The sequence below is a fragment of the Barnesiella sp. B2-R-119 genome (assembly GCF_023656675.1).
Taxonomy (GTDB): Bacteria; Bacteroidota; Bacteroidia; order Bacteroidales; family Barnesiellaceae; genus Barnesiella; species Barnesiella intestinihominis.
In genome coordinates this window covers 130,329-154,166 of the sequence record NZ_JAMOKL010000004.1, presented here as the reverse complement: position 1 = coordinate 154,166, position 23,838 = coordinate 130,329, and the positions used below count along the sequence as shown (strand labels likewise).

Sequence of the window (23,838 nt, the reverse complement as noted above, 5' to 3'; positions counted from 1 at the left end):
TAATGTTATCTATATATGAAAACTCATTTTAAATTCATTTTGTGCTTCGTTGGAATTTTATTGATAACTGCTTGCGGTTCGTCCGACCCGGATTTGCCGGGTTCGGGCGGGACCGGCGGTGACGATGAAACTCTGGTCACGTTGGCTGGCGACCGTTCGTTTTCTCTTCTGTCGTTGAGTGCCGGTAAAGGGTTAGCCTCTGGGACGTATAATATCCAGCCGTTGGCGGCATTTATTCAGGAAAATAATACCGATGTCGTAGCATTGCAAGATGTGGATTTCGGGACTGCCCGCACGGGAAAAAAGAATCTGGTTGGCGAGGTCGCTTACCGTTGCAGCAAGGACGGTCAACGCCGGCAGGGGATATTCGCCTCTACCGGTCGGGAAGATGGCGGAGAAACAGGAGTGGCTTTGTTTGTCCGGGAATGTTTTTATGGTACGAATAAAGTGAATTTGAACGATGAATTGGTATTGCTTACTGCGCCTTATGAATTGGGTTCGGGCGAGACGGTTCTTATCGCTACATGCCAGTTCGATAAGGAGGATGCCAATAAACGGGTGCGTCAGGCCGAAGCTCTTGCCGCTTATGCCGACCAAGTAAAGCAAAACATCGTTATTTGCGCTTCTGTCTATGAAAATGAATCAGGGAATGTATTCAATATTTTGAAGAAGAAGTATCGCCGTTCCTGCAAGTTTTCTTCGGAAAATACATATCCTGCCGTTCAACCCGAATCGAGATTCGATTATGTGTTGACTCCTTTGTCCCAGAATTGGGGAACACAGGCGGTTCAGGTTAAGGGAGATCAAACCGTTTCGGATCATAAGGCTCTATTTTTGCGTATAGGATTAAAATAAAGAACAGATGAAAAAGTATAATTATTTCAGCAGAGTATCCGGCTGGGGAATATGTATGTTATTTCTCCTCACAGGGCTCTTTGCCGGTTGTTCCGAAAACGAAGAGGTCTATCCGAAGGGACAAAGACCTGCTGGCATTGAGTCGGTTAGAAAGGTAGCTTGCATAGGGAACAGTATAACCTATGGGGCGAGACAGTTTTTAAACGATAGGGAAAAAGAGTGCTACCCGGCTTTGTTGGGTAATATGTTGGGAGAGGGTTTCGAGGTCGCCAACTTCGGGTGTAGTGGCACAACCCTTTTGAAGAATGGCAATTCTCCATATTGGAATACCAAAGAATATACCAATGCCAAAGCATTCTTACCCAATATTGTCATTGTAAAATTGGGCTCGAATGATTCAAAGTCGGGCAATTGGTCTAGTCATGGCTCCGAGTTTGAGTCCGATCTCACGGATTTGGTTCTTTCCTTACGGAGTCTGTCAACTCGTCCGAGGGTCTTTTTGTGTACGCCGGCCATAGCGTATAGCAACTCGTTCGGAATAGACGACGGTATCATAACGAGCGAAATTATTCCGGCTATTCAGCGGGTTGCCGAAGCTCAGAATCTCACGGTCATAGATTTGCATACGGCTTTGCGGGGGTATGGAGATTTGTTCCTTGATGGAGTCCACCCCGGATTGGAAGGAAACAGAGTAATAGCGACCATCATTTACGATGTGTTGGCAAAAGAATATTCTTTGAATAAATAACAAATAGAATGAATCATGAAAAAAATTATATCGATACTATTAGGAATATGTTTGTGTGGAGGCGTGTTTGCCCAGACTCAACTGAAAATAATCTCGTTTAATATCCATGCAGGTTATGATGCCCCTATCGCCGACATCGCTGCTTTCATTAAGGAACAAGATCCCGATATCGTGGCTTTGCAGGAAGTAGAATACTATACGAATCGAACAGGGGCGAATACGCCGAGGCCGATCAATAACAATATCAATATGTTGAATGAGTTGGCCTATTTAACAGGCATGCATGGAATGTTTTATGTAACTCTCGAAAAATGCTACGGCGGTAAATTCGGTAACGCTATTTTGAGTAAACACAGTTTTGACGAGACTCGTAGAATTATGTTGCCATGTGCGGCCGGTACAGAGCAACGTAATGCTGCCATTGCCGATATAAAGCTCCCCGACGGGACCGAGTTTTCGATTGTCGACACTCACATCGATATGTCTAAATTGGACAACGGCATGTCGCAAATTAAAGAAGTTAACCGTATTCCGCAGTTGGGGAAACATTATATTGTAGCCGGGGACATGAATCGTCGGGTAGGAACTGCCGAGATTAACGAATTGTCCAGCGTATGGACGTTGGCTCTCAGTCGGGAGTTCGATCATATCGGTTACTATCCGGCCAATGGGTGGGTGGTAAAAGAAACGAAAGTCTTTTCCGATAACCAGTTGTCCGACCATTATCCCATTATGGTTACCCTCGAATTTGTCAAATAACGATGTAGATAGAAGTGTATCATGTTATAATATTCAAAAATTAATTTTAATCGTCGTCTAATTAACTTCTATTAAAAACATTAAGCTATGAAACTAAGAAAAATTTACACAAGTGCAGGAATCTTGCTGCTCTCTTTATTTTGTATTGGAGATGCGGTAGCGAAAGATGCTAAGTTTGAAACAGGTGTTTCTTTCGGTAGTACAGGAGCCGATGAGCCTTACAGCTCTCTGACGGATAAAGACGGAAATTATTATATTTCGGGTACGTGCCGTGGAGATGTGGAGTTTGCCGGTGGAGCTACGATTAAAGGTCGTGGCGGTATGGATGCCGTTATCGTGAAATATGATGCCGAACTTAATTTTTTGTGGGCAAGAGTCGTGGGTGGCAGTAAAGACGATACCTTCGAACGCATTGCAGTTACCTCTGCGGGCGATATTGTCGCTGTCGGTAAAATATCGGGTGATGTTACTATCGACGGTACAGACCAGACGTTGAGCGGTACGCAATCTACCGACGGGTGTATCGTCGTTTATGATAAGGACGGTAATTATAAATCGTCGGCTCAGATAAAAGCGGCGGGAGCATCTTTGTGCTATTCGGTGGCTGTGGACAAGAGCGGTAATATTTTTGTGACGGGATCGACTGTCGGAGCGACCGATTTCGGAAATGAGAAAACCGTGACAATTGAGGGAAGTAGTCCGGGAACATTCTTGGCTTGCTATAATAATTCTTTGGTCTGCCAGTGGGCTATTGCTGGTTCAAGCCCCGTTCAATCCTATGGCTGGGCCGTGAATTTCGATAAAGAAGAGAATATACTGCTTACCGGACGTTTCGGAACGACGTTTACAATCACTGGGACCGACGGGGAAGCGCTGACGACTGCCGTGGGCTCGGAATCTTCGCAAGACACCTATGTGGCTAAATTGTCTCACGAAGGTGTGGGACAATGGATTACGTATGTAACGAATTCCAATCGTATCGATACCCGTTCGATAGACTCCGACTCACAAGGAAATGTTTATATTTGGGGACATTGTCAGTCGGCGGTTACTCCCGAAGGACAGTCTCCTCTTGGATTTAACGGGAATTTCGATTCGTTTTTGATTAAATACTCGTCTGCCGGAGCCTATTTGGACGGTATGAATCTCGGTGGGAGCGGTCGTGATGAAGCTAAATCTCTATTTGTCGATGCAGACGACAATATTTATGTCGCCGGTAATGTGAACGGCGACGGCTCGAAAGGAGGAACTGCCGTGAATATGAATCCTCGGGGAGAGTCCAAAGATTATACGTTCAAAGGTCATGACGGTTATGTCGCTAAATATAACGGTTCTACATGGGAACTTATGCAACTGGAAAAAACGGTTACGCCCGATAATGCCAATCAGCACGAAGTCGCTTGGTGTGTAACGATGTCTCCCGATTACAATAAGGTGTATGTAACCGGATATTTTAATAATGGCGCCACCGTTTTTGACGGGGCTTCGCTCACTCTTCCGTTTGTACGGGATTATGATATTTATACGGTTCTATATTCCTATACCTTAATGGTAAAGACCAAAACGTTGGAGCCGGGTGTAGCCAATGAGCCTTATTACAACAATATCGTTGTGGATAATGTTGAGGGTGCAGTGAAGTTCGAAATCGTTTCTGGCACGCTTCCCGACGGTATTACGTTAAGTAAAGACGGTGCTTTTGCCGGTACACCGACGAAGAACGGTTCTTATACGTTCACCGTCAAAATTTCCGATGACGTTTCTTCTATTCAAAAAGAATACACGTTGGTTATTAAATCGGGAGAAGGTTGCGATGTATTCATCGTTACCGATCAGTGTCCCGATGCATACATAGGTTATCCCTATTCGCTCCAACTCGAAATAGAGGGTGAAGGTATTACCTGCGCTCTTACCGGAGGCTCGTTGCCGGTCGGCCTTTCTTTGTCGCCCGAAGGATTGATTTCAGGGACCCCGGCAGAATCCAACGAACCGGGAATTTACAGCTTTACGGTGAAAGCTACCGGAGCATCGGGTTGTGACGATGAATTGGAATTGTCGATGATACTTTCCGACGAAACTCCCAGTGGAATAAACCGTGTAAGTCTCGATTCGTTCCAAGTCTATCCTACGGTTTCTTATGGAGAAATTACGTTGAAAGCCGACTTCGGTAAGGATATGAAGGCTCGGGTAGCTGTCGTGACTCCACTCGGAACTTGTGTATGGGAAAAAACATATTACGGTGTACAACTCGATGAGGTAATTTCTACTGCCGATATGCAACCGGGAGTTTATTATCTGGTATTGTCGACAGAAGAGGGTAAATCGACCAAGCCTTTTATTGTAAAGAGATAAGTAATCGAAGTCTTTTTTCGAGATGACTCCGGTTCCTTTGAACCGGGGGCCGGAGTTATCTTGTATTCATATAATTGATAGAAATGAAAAGAAGTGAATTTTTAAGGTTGATGGGAGCCACTACGGTTGCAGCCGCTCTTTCCGATTTTCAGGCGATATCGCAGACTGTCGGAACGTTGAAGGGTGGAACGGTCGGGGCAGACAATTTAGACGACGAATTCTCGTCCGATCTGGAAAGCCAAGAGGCTGTGGTTGATAAACCGGTTACAGCGATTGTGATTGGAGCCGGAGCCCGTGGAAGAACGTATGCCAGTTACTCGGAACATTATCCAAATTCTTTGAAAATCGTAGGCGTAGCCGACATCAATACAGAGCGTAAGGAGTATATGAAAAATCTGTATCGTATCCCCGATGAGCACTGTTTCAGCGATTGGAAAGAAGTATTCAATGTCCCTAAATTTGCCGATGCAGTTATCATCGCCACACCCGATAACTTGCATTATGAGCCGGCTTTAAAGGCTATGGCTGCCGGATACGATTTGTTGTTGGAGAAACCTGTCGCCCAGTCGATAAAAGAGTGTACGGATATTTTGAAATACGCCAAGCGCTATGACCGTATTGTAGGCATTTGCCACGTCTTGCGGTATGCCCCTTATTTCATTGCGCTTAAAAAGGTATTGGATTCGGGTAAAATCGGTGAGTTGGTCAGCATACAACATATGGAATGTATTCGTTATCACCACATGGCCCATTCCTATGTACGAGGAAACTGGAAAAGCTCGAAGGACACGACTCCCATCATTATCGCGAAATCGTGCCACGATATGGATATGATGCGGTGGCTTGTGAACAAACCCTGCAAATCGGTATCGGCTTATGGAGGTTTGAAACTGTTCAAGAGGGAGAATGCGCCCGACGGTTCTACCGAGCGTTGTCTCGATTGTCCGGTAGAATCGCAGTGTCCTTATTCTGCCAAGAAGATATATTTGCAGAGGAGGCAATTCCTGTATGTGTTCGATATTCCCGATAACGATTGTAAAAACCACAAGTACGACAGCTTGATTCTCGATAAGCTCAGAACCTCCGATTATGGTCGATGTGTTTATCGATGCGATAACGATCAATGCGACCATTTCGTGGCATCGCTCGAATTCGATAACAATATTACCGGAGCCTTCTCGATGGAAGCCTTTACGGCTACCGGTGGCCGTCTTACCCGTGTTATGGGAACGAAAGGCTGGATCGAGGGAGATATGAAAAAATTTACCGTAACCGATTTTCTGACAAATAAGAAATTGGTTTGGAATAAAGATATATCTTCTTTGCCGGGATATGAAGGTCATGCCGGCGGCGATTTCGGAATCGTGAAAGACTTTGTGCTGGCCGTCGCTCATAGAGATACTTCCTATTTGACCAGTACCATCGACCTTTCCATTGAAAGCCATGTGATGGGTTTCTTGGCCGAAAAGAGCCGGGTGCTGAAAAAGAGAATCGATATGTAGGCATGAGTAACGGACCGTTAAAAAAATGTGATATGTGAATTTTAAGGTGCAAATTGAGTTTTCAAAAGATAGATAAGCGATGACGAGCCGGGCACATTGTGATAATGTGCCCGGCTTTTTATGTGTAAGATTTTATGTTACAGAGGTTTGATGACGGCTTGGGATAGATGAGCTTGGTTCATGTCTTCTTCTTTCTTTTTTTTTAAGTGAAAAAAATAGATTTTTTCACTAGGGATAAAGTGCTATTTGGGGTTTTATATAAAAGGAGTTATATAAAAATGCATTTTATATCATGAAAAACGAAATAGAAACTATGAAGAACCTGTTTCAACGAAGAAGATCGATCACAGATTATAATTCTTATTAAACTATTGAAGGGGAGAGCGTTGCTTAGGAGATGGGTGTACCTGAGGCGTGAAACGTCATTCTTTTTATTTCTCGAAATCATTTTGATTTTTTAATATTAAAAATATGTGTAGCCTATGGATATAAATTTGACTGTTTCTTAATATTATTAAGAAGAGACTATTGATTTCTAAAAAATTCAAATACCGCGAAAGGCACAGTATGTATGAAAGTAAGGGGTTCGTTTCTATAAATTTTTGTATTGTATGGTGTCTTCTGGCGTCTCTGAGAATTTCGTGAGTTATTATCTCTTCTTTATTCGGTGAAACTGAATGATTAAAAATAAAAGGTTCTCCGGTAGAATCGTGTCGATATCGAATGGATTTTGCCGGTGAGTCAATAATTAACAAAACAATTAAAAATTATCATGAGAAAAAGTGTACAGTTTTTGTTGCTGTTCTTGATGTGCATAAGCGCTTCTTGGACGTGGGCGTCGGACGCTCCCGAGCGGACCGTCTTGTTTAATATGGGAGACTATGATTCCCAATATTGGCGTATTCCGGCTTTGGTGACTGCTGCCGACAATTCGTTGGTCGCTGTGGTGGACAAACGAGGCAGCAGTTTGGGAGACCTGCCCAATACGATTTCCATTATGTCGAGAAGAAGTACCGATAACGGTAAAAATTGGTCGGAGCCGGTTGTCGTTGCTCAGGGTGGTAACGGTAAAACATATGGCGACCCGGCTGTGGTACTCGATAAAAAGACGGGAAATTTGATTTGTATGTTCGTGGGGGATCAAGGTCTATGGAATGCAACGCCATATAACCGACAAGGAATCTATGTCTCTAAGAGTACCGATAACGGTGTTTCTTGGAGCGAGCCGGTAGCTATTACCGATCAGGTGTATGCTAACCATAGCAGTTGGTATGCCGGTTTTGCCGGATCGGGTCACGGCTTATGCTTGAAAGATGGCCGTTTGATGTTTGTTTTGGCGATTCGTGCCACTTCTGCCACCGGAGTCCCTCTTCATAATTATGCTATCTATTCCGATGACGGAGGCGATAATTGGACTTTGTCGACCAATGCGGCTACGACTGCGGGAGACGAGGCCAAAGTGGTGGAACTTGAAGACGGGGATATTTTAATGAGCATCCGCAATCCAAGTAAGGGCAACCGCATTTTTTGTAAATCCGCCGACCGGGGGCAGACTTGGGGCAAAGCCTATTTCGAGACTGAATTGAAAGACCCGGCTTGTAACGGCGATATCATTCGTTACTCCTATTCTACCGACGAAGGATCGGAAGGAAAGAGCCGTTTGTTGCACTCTCTTCCGGAAAGTACGACAACCCGTGAGAATGTCACGATTTATCTGAGTGAAGACGATGGTGAGACTTGGCCGATAAAGAAACGTTTGGTAGACGGTTATTCTGCCTATTCTTCTTTAACGGTTTTGTCCGATGGGACAATAGGCGCTTTGGTCGAAGAGGGTAAATGGGATAGTAATCTCCCGGGTGAAGACGGGTTCCAACTCGTGTTCTATCGATTCACGATGGATTGGCTCACTTCCGATGTTACCGAGCCTCCTGTGGTTTCGGAAGGTACATTGCAACTGAACGGTACGGATCGCTATATGCGTATTCCCTCTGCCGATGATTTTAATGTTGCTATCGGTGAATCCTACACGGTTACTTGCAAGGTGAAAATGCCTTTCTCGGGTAGTTCTTGCCGTTTTGTGTCGAAACGTTCTTATACGGGAACGGCCAATAGCGGTACTGTCGGTTGGGAAATGTGGGGCGATATGAATGCCAGTACACGATTCTCTACCAACCTTTCCCCTGCCGGTTCGCCGTGGGGCGGTAAAGGTAACGGTACAGGTGTCACGTTCACTGAAAATCAATGGGTGCACTTGACTTGGGTTTTCGACTGGAACGAAAATACGACGAATATTTATGTAGATGGTGTATTGGGTGAATCGAAACCTCTACACGCCGATTTTCAATCTAAGTCTCTGGAAAATAACTTCGATGTTTTGGTCGGAGCCGGATATTCGAACAGCGACGGTTCGGCATCTGTTCCCGCCTATTTTATGAATGGCGAGATGGACGACCTGCGTTTCTATAACAAAGCGTTGACTTTGGACGAAATTAAAGCCGATATGGACGCTACGGTAGACGGAACGACCGATGGCTTGGTGGCTGCTTATGACTTTACCGATATTTCGGGGGTGGAAGTTTCCGATATCTCAGGTCACGGACATACGGGTACATTGGTGAATTTCCCCAATTACAGTACGCTTTATACCGTGACAATCGCTGCTCCCGACCCCGAGCAAGGGACATTGAAAGTGATGAACGGTTCCACCGAGGTGGTTAGCGGAACCGGAATACCCGAAAATACGAGGTTGACTGTCGTGGCAGAACCTGCCGACGGATACCAGCTGAAAGAAATTCGGGTGAACGATGTGGCATTGGAAACTAATGTAAACACCTTTACGTTGACACAAGAGACTACGGTTACCGCCGAATTCGAAGAGGCCGTACCGGCATACTGCACGTACGAAGGGAACTCGTCACATGACCAGCGGTATGTCCGCAGTATCACTATGAACGGAGGAACTTCTCCTTTCTCGGTATCGGTATATTCCACGACAAGACAAGCGGTTTATGTAGACAAGACCGACAATGTGTTCGAAGCATATGCCGGAGAGGAGATACAGCCTGTCGTTAATTGGGCAGGAGAATGGATGCACGGCTACCTCTACATCGACTACGACAAGGACTACACGTTCTCTTATACTTTGGGGAGCGACGACTATCCCACGGCCGACGGCGAGCTGGTCTCCTATACGTTTTATAGCCCGAGTGGCTCTCAGTGGGGTAAGAACAGTAAGGGCGAGAGCACGAAGCATGACAGCAGACTGGACGATGTTCCCTCCTTCACATTGCCCGAGAGTCTTGCTCCCGGCGAATACCGCGTGCGTTTGAAAATAGACTGGTGTCACTTGGATCCTTGTGGGCATCCCGATGAAATCCCCAATACCCTTACCGGCAACGGCGGCAACATCGTCGATTTCACTTTGCGTATCGTGGAACGTCCGGCCACCTACACGGTGACCTTGCCGGAGACGGTAGAGAACGGTACGCTGACCGTGATGAACGGCAGCGCAGCCCTTGTGCCCGGAGCAAACACGGTGGAAGAAAATTCGGAATTGACCATCACCGCCGAACCGGCCCAAGGATACCGGCTGAAATCGCTCACCGTCAACGGCAGCGCCTTCACGAGCGGAGATACCTATACGGTGACGGGAAATACGGAGATAGCCGTTTCATTTGCCGAGATTCCCGTTGTGACGCATATCATCACCTATTCGGTTAAGCAAGGCGAAGGAACTATCACCTTATCCAACCTCGAAGGAACCGAAACTTACCAGAGCGGAGCATCTCTGAGAGCGGACAAGTCATTTAAAATCACCTTCTCACCTGCCGAAGACTACACTGTGGAAAAGGTGATGTATGGTCCCACAAGTTTTGGTGCGATCATGGAGTTGACTTTGGACGAAAACAACAGTTACACGATGCCGGTCGAACAGTTCGTGGGCAACTACACGTTCGAGGCCTATTTCACGTACGATCCGGGAACCGGCATAGCAGAGAACGACCGAGAGGCTATATCTGCCCGCTATGCTAACGGTGTTCTCCATGTGGAGGGCGTGACGGAAGGCGAGTTTGAACTCTGCATATACAACCTCACGGGAAAACCGGTGAGAACGGCGACAGAGACGGTGGTCGACGTGGCCGACTTGGCAAAGGGTTGCTATCTCGTCAAGGTAACGACCGCAGAAGCCGAGGAAGTAGTGAAATTCATTAAGAAATAAGACACAGGGGGAAAACTTCCCTTATGAACGAAGCCCGGCAGGAAATTTTTCCTGCCGGGCTTTGTCATTTTTTCACGATGTCCCGCCCGTTTCGTCCTACGGGGCATCACTCTTTATTTCATCGCCCTGTGGAATGTGGGGCTTCGAAAGGTGTCGTGAAATGTTACTTTGAATATTTTACCCTCCTCCTTTGCTGTGTCCCGTAGCATTACGGAGTGTGGTGTTAACCAATAGGGGAGGTGTCACGTAGTGAGTGAGGGAGATACACTACCCTGTTCCTGTTATTGAAGGTATTCACCCTTCTCCCCTATATTTTGCATCGCAAAATATAGGGGAATACATTTATTGAGATTTACTGCCGATAAGAATGAATGTAGGGCTTTCTATATGGCATCGTATGACTTTGTACCGTTTTTATAAACGACGGCGCCACGGACACCTATTGCACAGCCTTCCGATTCCTCTCTCTTTTCTCCTTTGACTACTATGTTAATGGTGTGTTTCCCTTCTTCCAAGTTCAAGATGTGGAAGATGTTTATGTTGCGGTGTTCTTGTTTGGCATAGTAGTAAAAGCAGTCTATCGTGCGTTTGAATATACCATCGACATATACGTCGGCTTTGCCTCCGTTTTTAACCCACCAGCCTTCGATAGAAGCTCCTGTTCCTTCGAAAGTGAACATTATTTCATCGCCGGCTTGTTCGCTGTATTTCACATAACCGTTTTCGGCATCCTGCCAATTCCCTTTCAAAGTCCAGCAACTGTCTTTGTCGGCATCGACGATGGCTGCGCGTTTGCTGTATACCAAGTTGGGGAACGCATCTTCCATAGGAAGGGCAACCGGTTCTTGCAGTACGATGGAGTAACTGTCTTCGGTTACTTTACCGCCATTTTCCACAATGATTTTTTCGGCATAATCCGCAGTGCGTTCCACCGCTTTGTTGAAAGAGTAGTTGGTGTGAACGAACGGTTTGTCTCCGATTTTTTCGATGGCTTCTCTATACTCTTGGGGGAATGCGCTGAATCCTTTGATGATACCCAAAACAGCCAAAGCGTTGGACGGGTTGCAGTCGGAGTCTTGTCCGCAGCGGGTGGATATTTCCAATGTCTTGTTTATATCTCCTTCTCCATAGAGCAATCCTATAACGATGTAGGCTCCGTTCAGTTTGGCATCGATATTGTATTTCGTGCCGGGGTTGCAAATGTTCGCGCGAGCCCACTTGTTTTCTAACATTTGCCAGCACTTAGTCCAGTCATCGGGATTTTCTTGGTGAAAAGCGATGACATCTTCAATGATTCTGCGATAGCCGCTTTCGGCCGGTAAAGAGAGCAATGCTTTTTCGATGATAGACCGGATATCGTTCTGCAAATAGGCTTCACTATACAGCGAGGCTACGAATGCACCGCCATACACACCGTCGCCGTAGTTCATGATATGACCCATATAATCGGCCATTTTGTTGGCTGTCTGCGGCATTCCGGGACACATGAACCCGATATAGTCGGCTTCGATTTGAAAGTCTATGTCATCGGCATGGAGGTTGAATTCGGGCTGTCCCGATTGGGGCGGAAATATGCTGTCGAAATAATTTTTGCGGGTCTGTACATTGGCGTGCCACAGTCTGAATCCGGCTGTTGCCAAAGCCTCTTGGTATTTTTTTTGTTCGGCTTGCATACCGTGTTTGTCCATTACGTCCATCAAAGTTAGCTGTACATACAAGTCGTCTTCCCACAAAGCATCTTTTACTCGGACGGGAGTCCAAGGGATAGAATCTTCATACATCTTGCCCAATGCTTTGAATTCGGTAGGGAGTCCGTAGGATACTCCTATCATTTTACCTGCCCACCCACCGGCGATTTTGTCTTTCAGAGTGTCTTTGCTGATCGTAGCTTGTTGGCTGCACGCCATTAGGAAAAGAGGCATGAGTAACCCCAATCCTTTTTTCATGGTATTCATCATAAATTTTAATGTGTTAAAAGTTTATGATAAAGAGACAGAAAGGTTTGTTAAAAGGATAGTCAAGATTGAAATATATATCATTTTTTAACTTTTTATATGATAGGTAGTCTCTTTTATGTGAAAATTTTTATGCGCCTTTCTACTTCGGATAGGGCTTGTTCATAGTCCGGTGAATAGAATTTCAGTATTTTATAGATACGCAGAGCCTCTTGATAGAAAGCCATAGCATTTTCAAGGTGTCCTTCTTCCTTGATTATATCGGCGAAATTCCTGCAACATTCTGCTTTTACCCGATAGGTGTCTTCGGTAAATCCTCCGACGAGGTATTTTTCGCAGATGTCTATTGCATCGATATATAACTCTTTCGCTTTCTGCAAGTCCCCCTTGTCAGTATAGCATTTTGCGGCTTCCAGATAGTCCGATGCCGTTTTAAAACGATGGGCGTTTTTCTTGGCGATTCTTATGTCTTCTATCGTTCGAGCTTCGTCTGTCTCATTGCTTTCTTCACACTCGCCGTCTTCATCATCTTCCTCCATGTCTTCATCGCTTTCGTCTTCCTCATCTTCGTCATCGTTGTAATCCTCCTCCTCATCTTCTTCGATAGCTCCGAATTTCAAAGCGATGTCGTAGTACTTTCTCGCCTTTCGGGCTTTTCCGGTATCTGCGAATGTTTCCGAAAGGCATAGCGCTACCGAACCTAATTCTTCGCCGCATTCTCCTGTTTTCCGGTAGATGGCGTTTAGTAATTCGTAGGCTTCGAGATAGAGCGTAATGGCTGTGTCGTATTCTTCGCATACGTAAAGTACGATACCGAGTTTCTTCAATACGACTGCCATTTTGTCGATATGCAGGGGAACCGGGCAGGCATTTATTTCTCGATAAAGTTTCAACGATTTTTCGAAACATTCGCGGGCGGGTTCGGCTGCTTCCAGATTGCAATGGGTTTCGCCCAGACTGCAATAGGCTTCTGCTAAGTCGGATCGATTGTCGTGCCCGTCGTTACAGAGAGATTCGTAAATCGATATACACTCTTCGTATAGCTCACTTGCTCGATCATACTCTTCGTTTGCGCTGGAAATTAGTGCCATACAGTTGGTTATGTGGGCCACCTCTTCTCGATAGTCGGAGTCTGGGGTGTGCAGTTCCCTGAACATCGATAGTGCTTTTTCATAAGAAGGCACGGCTTGGGGTTTTTCCCAAAGCATATAGAGATCGCCCATGCGGCTCCATGTTCGTGCCATGTCGTAGCTCGTTTTGTTGTCGGTGAGCCTGCTGTATATGCTCAATGCTTGTTTGAACAGGGATTCGGCCCGGTCGTATTCCTCGGAGTCGAGTCGAGTATCTGCCCATGCATAAATCGAATCGGCGATGGATACTTTTAGATGTCCGCTTTTTTCGGCGGCATTTGTATATAGCGTTACCGCTTTCTCGAACATCTCGCCGGCCCGGTCGTTTTCTCCCATATCGACCAGCAAATCTCCGAAGTCCCGGCAGACTTTGGCGTGGTCGGCGGTGAAGGAGTATGGGGCTTGTGCGTGTTGCCTTTCGCGAATATCCAGTGCCTCTTTGAGGAACTTTTCCGCGTCGTCGTATTTCTCCTCGTGGCGGCAGATGACACCCAAGTTTTGGAGAACGGTGGCGATTGGGTGGTCGTAGACCGGTTCTTTCGTTTGCAATCGTCTGAATATGTCCAATGCTTGGCGGAATCCCTTCCTTGCCTCTTCGTTTTTGCCGAGCACATAGTTCAGCCCGCTCATTTCCATCTTTGCCGTGGCCAAGTCGGCACTATGAGCCAATGGCATGCGGGAGGCGAGATTCGCAGCCAATTGTAGGGATTTTTGCAAGGATTCTTCCGCCTTGTCGAGTTGGTCGAGCCGTGTATAAATCGAGCCTTCCCGATTTAAAATCGAGTACAGTTTGTACTCGTATATTCTCGGAAACTCTTTGTCCAACTCATCGAGTATGGCGTGCGCTTGGGCTATGTATCGCAGGGCTTCTTGGGAGTGGTCCGAAAATTGCAATGCCGTAGCCATATTGCAATAAATGTCGGCCAGAGCCGATCGGGAATCGGGGTCATTGTCTTTGGCGAGGAGCTCGAATCGTATGCGTGCAGCCTCGTTGAACTCCGATAAGGCTTTGTTATATTCGTCCCGGTCGGAGTAAAGTGTTCCGAGGTTATTTTTGAGACGGGCTATATCGTCGTCATATATACCCGGTTCTTCCCGGTCGAGCCAATCATAAATATCTATGGCTTTCAAGTATTTGGATAGGCAGTGGTCGAAATCGCCCTTATCGCTGTAAAGTACGGCCATATTGTTTAATACGCCGGCGTAACCGTAGGCATACTTCTGAGGTGCTTTGCGGTATAAACGTTCGTATATGCCCGACAGCCGTTCCCATGTTTCGAGGGCTTTTGTTTGTTGACCTGTATCTGTAAGCAGTACAGCATAGTCGAACAGGTATTCTGCCAATGTTTCTTCGGGCAGTCGTCCCGAAACAAGGTCTATCGCCGTCGACATGAGTTTTACCGCTTGTCGGTATCTCGATTCGTCGGCTATTCCACTGACGACGATACGAGCTTTAAGCATGTATTCTCCCGCACATCGTTCTATGTTTCGGGTGAGTTCGGCGGTTGGCTGCGCTGCTGTATCGAATTTCAATTTTGCGTTCGTGGCATCGGCTTCCATATCGTCTTCTTTGAGAACGGCTTCCGCTTTTCCGATTTCTCCTTTTTCAAACAGTTCGGCGGCTGTTCTCATACGGGGGCTGCATTCACCGCCCTGCATGCGGGCGATAGACATTGCCGTGTCTACGAGTGCCTTTTCTTGTCGCTCTATCTGTTTGGTTACACTCTCGCGTTCTTCCCTCAGATTAGCGAGTTCTTCGTCGGTCGTACGGGAACGTTGCCCGAAGAAACCTCTCCGGCCGCCGGACTCGGCATTACCGATTTCCCTATCGAGTTGTTCCTTCCGTGATTGCAGTTCTCTGTATGTGGTATTCTCCGAGGTAAAAGGCACATTGTTCAAGTCGGCGATCGTACTGTCTCCTATTTTCACCTGCGACTCTTTTACCTCCACCTTTATCGGGGTGGTGGCCTCTACCATTTGCAATTGTAGGACAAAATGCAGTTGCATGGTGTCGAAGTTGCTGTATCGACACCAATAGTGTCCCAGCTCTTCGAGCATGAGTCGTTTGAACTCTGCCAGGTCCCGACTTTCGCTTTCGCCTGCTTCGAGGTCTTTTATATAGGTATATATCTTGGGAGAAGCCTGCTCGTCGAATGCTTTTCGGGCGATGTTGAACTCCTCGATGGTAAATTTCCCCGCTTTTTTATAAAATAGCGCCAGAAACATGTCGCTCGCTCTCACTCGTTCGTTGTATTCGTCTTGCTTGCGCATGCCGTTGTAGGCGGCATCATAGTCTTCCCATTCGAATAATTCGATGCGTATGCCTCGTTTCTCATAAATGTTGTCCAGTTTTCTAATGAGGTTCCCGAAACGATAACGATCGGCCTCTAACTCCTCGGAGGAGGCCAGAAAAATTTTGATGACTCGGTTTGTTTTCATGGTTCGATTTATCTTGATACAGTCGATAAGCGTTCGATCGCTTGTATATGTTCAGTCCCGTATGTAGTTCGTATTTACAAATATAGCTGAATTTTGTTAAAAAACAAGGCGTTATGCGATTAAATTTGCTCAGTCGATAATTAGTGGGATATCGGATCAATAAGAAATCAGAGGAGACTGTCTTTTCATACTTCTAATCCCTCTTCTCAGAAACGATTGTTTCTTCGGTGTCTCTCCTATGTTGCGAAGCAACATAGGAGAGAAGGGAGATACCCACAAAGCGCCGGAGGGAATAAGGTTCGGAGCAGCACTTTTAATCCTCTCCCCCTGCTCATCGCAGATGAGATAGGGGGAGTGCCCATAGGGCGAGGAGGGGGTAAATATCTGATATGAACAGATTGATGAGATGTCGTTTTCAACCCCTCCGCCACTTCGTGTCATCTCCCCTATTGGCTAGCGCCATACCCCGCAATGCTACGGGACACGGCAAGGGAGAAGGGGGGGGCAGTTTCAATTTGCTGCATAGCAAATTAATTTGTAGAGGTTGATAAGCAATGTGCCGCACCCTTCCTTTGGGATTCTGATATAGTTACATTCCGGCACTGTAAACGATAGTGAGAAATGGAATACCATCCTCCCCTGTGTTTTGCAACGCAAAATATAGGGGAGGTGACACGAAGTGGCGGAGGGGTTGATTTTTATCAAAAGCTATTCAGCTACTTTTTTACCGTTCACCGAGGAGATAGGAATGTGTTTGTCGACAAGAAATACATCGCTGAAATTCATTTCTACCCCATGAATTTATTAGATTGACCGTTGGCACGATTTACGAATGACAAAGGTCATTTCCAACATTGGAAACGACCTTTGTCTCTGTATGAGGAATCGTAATTTTATTTGAGGACTCCCAGATTTTTCCCGACTTTAATGAATGCCTTGATACAAGCGTCGAGTTCTTCCTTCTTGTGAGCGGCCGAAAGTTGTACCCGTATGCGGGCTTGGCCCTGAGGAACGACAGGATAATAGAACCCCGTTACATAAATGCCTTCGTCGAGCATTTGTGCGGCGAACGATTGCGATAGTTTGGCATCATACAGCATGACTGCACAAATGGCCGATTGGGTAGGCTTGATGTCGAAGCCTGCTGCGAGCATCTTGTCTCGAAAATAGGTGACATTCTCCATTAAGCGGGTATGGAGTTCGTCGCTTTCGTCGAGCATTTTGAATACTTCTATTCCTGCTCCTACTACGGCGGGAGGGAGCGAGTTGGAGAAAAGGTAGGGTCTCGACCGCTGACGCAGCATGTCGATAATCTCTTTGCGTCCGGTAGTGAATCCGCCGATAGCGCCTCCGAAAGCTTTTCCCAATGTCCCGGTGTGAATGTCGATACGCTCGTACAGGTTGTACAGTTCGCTTACCCCTCGTCCTTTGGGGCCTACGACTCCTGCCGAGTGACATTCGTCGACCATGACCAAAGCATTGTATTTTTCGGCCAAGTCGCAAATCTTGTCCATCGGAGCCACATTACCGTCCATCGAGAATACTCCGTCGGTGACGATGATACGGAATCGTTGAGCCTGTGCTTCCTGCAAGCACCGTTCGAGTTCTTCCATGTCGGCATTGGCGTAGCGATAACGTTTGGCTTTGCAAAGGCGTACACCGTCTATGATCGATGCATGGTTGAGCGCATCCGAGATGATGGCATCCTCTTCGGTGAACAAGGGTTCGAATACGCCTCCGTTGGCATCGAAACAAGCTGCATAGAGAATCGTGTCCTCGGTATGGAAATAGCGGGCAATCGCTTTTTCGAGTTCGCGGTGCAGGTCTTGCGCCCCGCAAATGAACCGTACCGACGACATGCCGAATCCGTGGGAATCCATCGCTTTTTTCGCGGCGGAGATAAGCCGGGGATTATCGGATAGTCCGAGGTAATTGTTGGCACAGAAATTCAACACTTTTCCGCTACGTTCGGCTATTCGAATGGCAGAACTTTGCGGCGTGATAATCGTACGCTCTACTTTATACAGTCCGTTTGCTTTTATCTCGGCAAGCTGCTTTGCCAGATGATCTTTCATTTGTGTGAACATAGGCATTTATTTAAGGAGTTTCTTTTTCAAGTGGTCGATCATGTCTACCGACATCGATTCGAGGTCGTAGTCGGGTTTCCAGTCCCATTCGGCACGGGCGCACGAATCGTCGAGCATATCGGGCCACGAATCGGCTATTTGTTGCCGCACGGGGTCGATACGGTATTCGGCTACGAAATCGGGATAGAATTTCTTGATTTCGTTGTAGATAATTTCGGGATCGAAGCTCATCGATGCGATGTTGAACGAGTTGCGGTGTTTCAGTCTGGACGGGTCGGCCTCCATCAGCATCACCATCGCTTTCAGGGCATCGGGCATGTACATCATATCCATGAATGTCCCCGCCTTGACCGGAATCTCGAACTTCTCGCCCTTGACGGCGGCGTAGTATATTTCTACGGCATAGTCGGTCGTACCGCCTCCCGGCAATGTCTCGTACGAAATGAGTCCCGGAAACCTTACCGACCGGGTATCTACCCCATAGCGATAGAAATAATAATCACTCAGCAATTCGCACGATACCTTGCTCACTCCGTAGATGGTACGCGGCCGTTGTATGGTTTCTTGCGGAGTCTTCATTTTGGGCGACGAGTCGCCGAATGCACCTATGGAACTGGGGGTAAAGAGCGAGCAACCTTTTTCTCTCGATATTTCGAGAAGGTTGAGTACTCCTCCTATCTGGATATTCCATGCCAATAACGGACGCTTTTCGGCTTGTGCCGACAATATGGCTGCTAAGTTGTATATCGAGTCGATTTTATATTTGTCGATGATGGCTGCGATTTGTTGGGCATTGGTTACATCGGCAATTTCCAAAGGGCCGCCGTTTTTCAACTCATCGCTTAGAGGCACGCCCTCGATATATCCCGCTACGACGTTGTCGTTGCCATACTCTTTGCGGAGTTTTGTCATTAATGCCGAACCGATTTGCCCGGTCGCTCCGATTACAAGAATTTTTTTCATTGTCTTTTTGTTTCCTTTTTAGATAATCGGGTTGATGTGTGTTAATGGATCGTTAAGGTTGTTTTTGTTTCGGGGAAAGCTGTATATAGTGAACAAAATCTTGCGATTGAGCTCTACTATGACCGACCCTTCACATACTGTGCAAATATATATATTTTTTGCCCCGATTGTTATGGAGAAACGGTTTAATTTTTCACCTTTTTAAAGTTTTATTTTTTCAACGTATATATGGAACCTTTCAGTACTCCGTGAATTTCGACGAAATTTTGTTGCCGCAGATAGAGCAAATCTTTTTTTATCGTGTTGATGGACACGGGTTTGAGGGCTTGTGCGATGTCGCCTACTTTTACCGGGCCTTCGTCTTCCATGAAAGACAATATCCGTTTTTGCCGGGCGTTCAGATAGACGGGCGGGTTGCCCGGTTCGGCAGAGCGTGACGTTATATTCTTGTTTCGTAGGGGAATATCCGTCGAATCGAGTGTGGGTGTCGTCTCGGTTAATGGGGTGGGGACGAGGTTTCGTATGGATTGAAGCCATATATCGCACAAGAATAGAATCCATGCCGAGATATCCTCGCGAGATGAGTAGCGATTTTGCTGACCCTCTTTCAAGGTTCCGTAATATTCTGTCCGACGTTTCTCGATGAGATTATCGATAGATTCGAATTTGGCCCATTCGTATCCGTTTTGCAGTAACAGCAAGGTGGAAAGAATGCGCGATAGTTCTCCTTTGCCTTCCCGGAACGGGTGTATGGAAATAAATTCGTAGGCAAAAGCTGCGATGACAACGAGTGCGTGATGTTCGTGTTTACTTAATTCGTCGTTGGTCCATTCGACCAAATCCCGTATTTCGTTATTGACCGATACCGCTTGGTTACGGCTGAATAGAGTAGGCGCTTTGTAGTCGAGGAAATTGACGACGCTGGGTTTACCGGCCGGTTCATCGTTCGAATGTATTTTCCCGTTGGGAAACAGGGCCGCATGTATCGTGACGATAGTGTCTTCGAGAAGCGGATAGTTGTGAGGGTGGGTATAAAGTGCCCTCAGTACGGTATCGTATCCTATAATAAGGCTCTGTTTTTTGTCGTTGGTAGCTTTTTGTCTCTCTATTATCTTTTGGATTTGCAGAGCTGTGTAAGGTATGTTTTCGAGGGAGAGTGAAGCCGAAATAGTCGTTTCTATATTCTTTTGTATCGCTTCGGGGCCCGATTCTCCCGATTTTTGAATTCCCGTCCATCTTTTTGATAGAGTATCTATTTCATATAGAGTTTTTTGCAGGTTTTCTTTTTCTGGATTATTCAACTTGATTTTTTGAATGATATTCATAATATATCTATATTTTATGCAAATATAGTAGGATCGAGACGAGAAAGCAAGACTCAGTCGATAATTAGTGGAGATTGTCCTTTTATACCTCTACCCCCTCCATCAAAGATTATAAAATCTTTTCAACCCCCTCGCCTTGTGGGCACTTCCCTATTACAATGCGATACCCCGTAATGCTACGGGAAGCGGCCGGGAGAGAGGGGAGTACTCAATTTTGTTCCTACTGTTGGTATTGCTCTTTCTCCCCTGTGTTTTGCTCCGCAAAATATAGGGGAGAGACCGAAGGAACGGTAGTTTCTGAGGAGAGGGGTTAGAAAGGTTGTTCGATTGTATTGTTTAACCCCTCCGTCACTGCGTGCCACCTCCCCTATATGACTTCGCCACACAGAGGAGGAGTTTAAAGTAACACTCTATTCATTTGCGATGAGCAGAGGGAGGGACTATTTTACCCCTCTTCTCTATATAGCTAACGCAGCTCCCCGTAGCATTACGGGGTGTTCCCGTAAGGGAATAGAGAGAAAGTGCCTTCTGGGTGAAGGCGTTAATCCTTACAGTTAAGAATCTTATGAAATCTTTTCAACCTCCCCGAAGAGATTTGGAATGTGGTTACCAATAAGAAGTTCAGCACTAAAATTCAGGTTTATCCCTCACGGATTTTTACTGAATCGAACCTAGATGAAAATTTCGTTTCTGCAATATAAAAGAAAAGCCGACCAACAATTTGGCCGGCTTTTCGTATGGTGATAGAGTCTACATCTGAATATTCAGGTAGTCGGAAGTTTGCGCCACAGCGCATTTATCCTTTTCTCTTCTTGGACGAGTGTGAGTTTCTCTTTGTCTTAGAGGAAGAGCGGTCTCGTCTGGACCGGCTTTCCGAATGGTCCCTTCGGGAATTCCCGTAACGTTTTTCGTTCGTTCTGCGTCCTCCTTCTTCTTTGCCTTTTCTTTTTCCTTTCGGTGCGCTGTAATCTTTATCGGTCGCCAACTCGGCATATATGCGATGTCCGTAGAATTCGTTGCCTTTCAGTGCTCCGATGACTTTTGGAGCGCTGCTTTTTTCCACATCGAAAAGCGAGTAGGAAGACAGCAGGTCTATACGTCCTATGTTTACACGCCCCGGTACGAGGGAGTTGACCATTTCGATGAGGTTGGGCGGGAAAAATCCGTGAGCCTTTCCCAAGTTGATATATATACGTTCGAATCCGGCTTCGGCCGTGCGAATGTCTTTTTTACGTCCGTTACGTCCTTCCTTCGCAAAATTACCCTCTTTGGGTTTGCGAGTGTTTTCATCGGGGATATCCAAATCGGGGGTGTCGCGGTAATAATCTATGAGCCGGTTAAATTCGAGCGATACGATTCGCTTGATGAGGTCTTGTTCGGTGAGCCACCCCAGTTTTCGGGAGATATTCGGCAGGTATTTGGCGATCTCTTCTTCGTTTACCTTTACTTTTTCGATACGGTCGGCGAGGTTGAAGAGCTGTTTTTCGCAGATTTGTTCTCCGGTGGGAACCATTCCCCGTTCGAATTTTTTGCCGATAATCTTTTCGATAGCGCGCATTTTCCCTTTTTCACGGCTGTGCACGATGGCGACCGAAACACCCGATTTCCCGGCTCTGCCGGTACGTCCGCTGCGGTGTGTATAAGTCTCTATGTCGTCGGGCAATCCGTAGTTGATGACGTGGGTCAAGTCGGTAACGTCGAGTCCGCGGGCGGCAACGTCGGTGGCGACGAGCAATTGCAGGTTTCTCAATCTGAATTTTTGCATGACCGCATCCCTCTGGGTTTGTGACAACTCTCCGTGGAGGGAGTCGGCATTGTATCCGTCGGCGATAAGCTGGTCGGCGATTTCTTGTGTTTCCCGACGGGTACGGCAGAATATGATTCCGTATATACTTGGGTAATAGTCGGCGATTCTTTTGAGTGCCGGATATTTGTCTTTGGCATGTACCATGTAGTACACGTGTCGTACGTTTTCGGCTCCTTCGTTTCGGCTTCCTACGACCACCTCTTTCGGTTCGTGCATATAGGTACGCGCGATCTGCTCGATTTCTTTGGGCATGGTGGCCGAAAAGAGCAGCATTTTACGCTCTTGGGGTACTTTGGAAAGAATTGCGTTGATACTGTCGAGGAAACCCATGTTGAGCATTTCGTCGGCTTCGTCCATGATTACGGTCGAAACATGGTCGAGTTGTACCGTGCGACGTTCGATCAGGTCGACGAGCCGTCCCGGTGTGGCGACTATGATGTGTACGCCTTTTTTCAGTGTTTTTATTTGACTCTCGATACTCGAACCTCCATATACGGGCAATATACGCAATCCGCTGACATATTGCGAATAATCGGTCAGGTCGCTGGCTATTTGTAAACAAAGTTCCCGTGTGGGCGATAAAATGAGCGCTTGCGGTTTACACAGAGATAAATCGATGCGCTGGATAACGGGCAGACCGAACGCGGCAGTTTTTCCTGTGCCGGTTTGGGCCAGTGCTACTAAGTCGGTTTCTTCGTTAAGTAGATGAGGGATTACCTGCTCCTGCACGGGCATAGGATTCTCGTATCCCAACTCGGTGATCGCTTTCAGTATCTCGTCGCAGATACCTAATTCTTGAAATGTTTTCATTTATAATGTTGTAATTTTTTGCTTTATCGCATGGGCACAAGGCCTTTTTTCGTCCTCAATGGGGCTAAGGGGAGAGGGTGAATAAAAACTTGTCGTACGTTAAAGTTTTGTTTGTGCCGGCAAAGGTACGATAAAAATCGGAATATATTCGATTTGAGTACAATATACTGCTTGAAAAAACAGAATAATTTCGGGTTGGTCGATATTAAGAAGCTGTTTTAAATTTATAGAGAAATAATATTATCATTGCAGGCAGGTATGTTCCGGCCCTATTGAGCCCCTGTCTCGCATCTTGAATCCCTTGATTTTTGTCAATAGCCCGCTATTGACTGCATATCTCGAACTCCAATCTGCTTCAACATAGGCTCAATCTGTCTCGGAATAAATTTAAAACAGCTTCTTAGTGGTTTTTCTCCTTTTTAACCTCTCCCCCTGCCGTGTCCCATAGTATTGCGGGGTGTTCCAGCAAGGAATATAGGGAGAGGGGGTTATATCTGGTATGAATAGATTGATGAGATGTTGTTTTCAACCCCTCCGTCACTACGTGCCACCTCCCCTATATTTTGCATAGCAAAACACAGAGGAGGAGTTTTAAAATATCTTCGATAGTGAAAATTGAAATACCCCGTAAAGCTACGGGGCACAAAGTGACGGAGGAATTAAATTTTTCAAGAATCTATTCGGCGGCTTTAATCATTCACCAAGAAGACAGAAATGCACTTATCAACAAGAGATTTATCGCTAACATTCAAGTTTAATTTCTCTGATCTTCTACGGAACCATGATTCCTGATTGTTCGTTGATGAAGAAGTATAATACAAACCGGGCTGATTTTTCGAATCGGCCCGGTTTCATATTGTGACTTATGTTTATATGCTTCTTGGAATTGT

The 23,838-nt window shown here is 46.3% G+C and carries 12 protein-coding genes; 6 read left to right on the top strand and 6 right to left on the bottom strand.

Features of this window, described 5'->3' with window-relative positions; genetic code table 11:
• The first annotated feature begins 15 nt into the window (after positions 1-15).
• The 6 genes from NBH06_RS09035 to NBH06_RS09010 all read left to right on the top strand — a co-directional run bounded on the left by NBH06_RS09035 (position 16) and on the right by NBH06_RS09010 (position 10,432).
• Positions 16-855 (top strand): endonuclease/exonuclease/phosphatase family protein, encoded by an 840-nt coding sequence (locus NBH06_RS09035; protein ID WP_250793958.1) that lies wholly within the window; start codon positions 16-18, stop codon positions 853-855.
• 7 nt (positions 856-862) lie between these two features.
• The gene (locus NBH06_RS09030; RefSeq protein WP_250793956.1) at positions 863-1,603 is read left to right on the top strand and encodes a GDSL-type esterase/lipase family protein; all 741 of its coding nucleotides are present in this window, start codon (positions 863-865) and stop codon (positions 1,601-1,603) included.
• A gap of 15 nt (positions 1,604-1,618) precedes the next feature.
• On the top strand, positions 1,619-2,362 hold the full coding sequence (locus tag NBH06_RS09025) for an endonuclease/exonuclease/phosphatase family protein (RefSeq protein WP_021891665.1): 744 nt from the start codon (positions 1,619-1,621) through the stop codon (positions 2,360-2,362).
• An 87-nt stretch (positions 2,363-2,449) separates the two neighbouring features.
• Complete coding sequence (locus NBH06_RS09020; protein WP_250793954.1) at positions 2,450-4,711, top strand: putative Ig domain-containing protein; 2,262 nt, start codon at positions 2,450-2,452, stop codon at positions 4,709-4,711.
• Positions 4,712-4,794: 83 nt separating this feature from the next.
• Positions 4,795-6,213, top strand: coding sequence for a Gfo/Idh/MocA family protein (locus tag NBH06_RS09015; protein WP_250793952.1), 1,419 nt, complete (start codon positions 4,795-4,797; stop codon positions 6,211-6,213).
• Between the two features lie 772 nt (positions 6,214-6,985).
• Positions 6,986-10,432 (top strand): exo-alpha-sialidase, encoded by a 3,447-nt coding sequence (locus tag NBH06_RS09010; RefSeq protein ID WP_250793950.1) that lies wholly within the window; start codon positions 6,986-6,988, stop codon positions 10,430-10,432.
• A gap of 383 nt (positions 10,433-10,815) precedes the next feature.
• On the opposite strand, the gene NBH06_RS09005 is transcribed toward NBH06_RS09010, so the two are convergent.
• From NBH06_RS09005 to NBH06_RS08980, 6 genes are all read right to left on the bottom strand, one after another.
• Positions 10,816-12,390 (bottom strand): ADP-ribosylglycohydrolase family protein, encoded by a 1,575-nt coding sequence (locus tag NBH06_RS09005; RefSeq protein ID WP_250793948.1) that lies wholly within the window; start codon positions 12,388-12,390, stop codon positions 10,816-10,818.
• Between the two features lie 113 nt (positions 12,391-12,503).
• The gene (locus NBH06_RS09000) at positions 12,504-15,956 is read right to left on the bottom strand and encodes a tetratricopeptide repeat protein (RefSeq protein WP_250793945.1); all 3,453 of its coding nucleotides are present in this window, start codon (positions 15,954-15,956) and stop codon (positions 12,504-12,506) included.
• An 893-nt stretch (positions 15,957-16,849) separates the two neighbouring features.
• Positions 16,850-18,043: a glycine C-acetyltransferase gene (kbl, locus tag NBH06_RS08995; RefSeq protein ID WP_250793943.1), complete on the bottom strand. Its 1,194-nt coding sequence runs from the start codon at positions 18,041-18,043 to the stop codon at positions 16,850-16,852.
• A 6-nt stretch (positions 18,044-18,049) separates the two neighbouring features.
• Complete coding sequence (locus tag NBH06_RS08990) at positions 18,050-19,006, bottom strand: NAD-dependent epimerase/dehydratase family protein (RefSeq protein ID WP_250793941.1); 957 nt, start codon at positions 19,004-19,006, stop codon at positions 18,050-18,052.
• Positions 19,007-19,215: 209 nt separating this feature from the next.
• Positions 19,216-20,331, bottom strand: coding sequence for a Fic family protein (locus tag NBH06_RS08985; RefSeq protein ID WP_250793939.1), 1,116 nt, complete (start codon positions 20,329-20,331; stop codon positions 19,216-19,218).
• Positions 20,332-21,127: 796 nt separating this feature from the next.
• On the bottom strand, positions 21,128-22,948 hold the full coding sequence (locus tag NBH06_RS08980; protein ID WP_250793928.1) for a DEAD/DEAH box helicase: 1,821 nt from the start codon (positions 22,946-22,948) through the stop codon (positions 21,128-21,130).
• Positions 22,949-23,838 lie beyond the last annotated feature (890 nt).

Excerpts from the sequence above, each read along its gene's own strand:
- NBH06_RS08990 (WP_250793941.1), bottom strand. The coding sequence starts at position 19,006 with ATGAAAAAAATTCTTGTAATCGGAGCGACCGGGCAAATCGGTTCGGCA.
- NBH06_RS09020 (WP_250793954.1), top strand. The coding sequence starts at position 2,450 with ATGAAACTAAGAAAAATTTACACAAGTGCAGGAATCTTGCTGCTCTCT.
- NBH06_RS08985 (WP_250793939.1), bottom strand. The coding sequence starts at position 20,331 with ATGAATATCATTCAAAAAATCAAGTTGAATAATCCAGAAAAAGAAAAC.
- NBH06_RS09025 (WP_021891665.1), top strand. The coding sequence starts at position 1,619 with ATGAAAAAAATTATATCGATACTATTAGGAATATGTTTGTGTGGAGGC.
- NBH06_RS09000 (WP_250793945.1), bottom strand. The coding sequence starts at position 15,956 with ATGAAAACAAACCGAGTCATCAAAATTTTTCTGGCCTCCTCCGAGGAG.
- NBH06_RS08980 (WP_250793928.1), bottom strand. The coding sequence starts at position 22,948 with ATGAAAACATTTCAAGAATTAGGTATCTGCGACGAGATACTGAAAGCG.
- NBH06_RS09015 (WP_250793952.1), top strand. The coding sequence starts at position 4,795 with ATGAAAAGAAGTGAATTTTTAAGGTTGATGGGAGCCACTACGGTTGCA.
- kbl (WP_250793943.1), bottom strand. The coding sequence starts at position 18,043 with ATGTTCACACAAATGAAAGATCATCTGGCAAAGCAGCTTGCCGAGATA.
- NBH06_RS09005 (WP_250793948.1), bottom strand. The coding sequence starts at position 12,390 with ATGATGAATACCATGAAAAAAGGATTGGGGTTACTCATGCCTCTTTTC.
- NBH06_RS09010 (WP_250793950.1), top strand. The coding sequence starts at position 6,986 with ATGAGAAAAAGTGTACAGTTTTTGTTGCTGTTCTTGATGTGCATAAGC.
- NBH06_RS09035 (WP_250793958.1), top strand. The coding sequence starts at position 16 with ATGAAAACTCATTTTAAATTCATTTTGTGCTTCGTTGGAATTTTATTG.
- NBH06_RS09030 (WP_250793956.1), top strand. The coding sequence starts at position 863 with ATGAAAAAGTATAATTATTTCAGCAGAGTATCCGGCTGGGGAATATGT.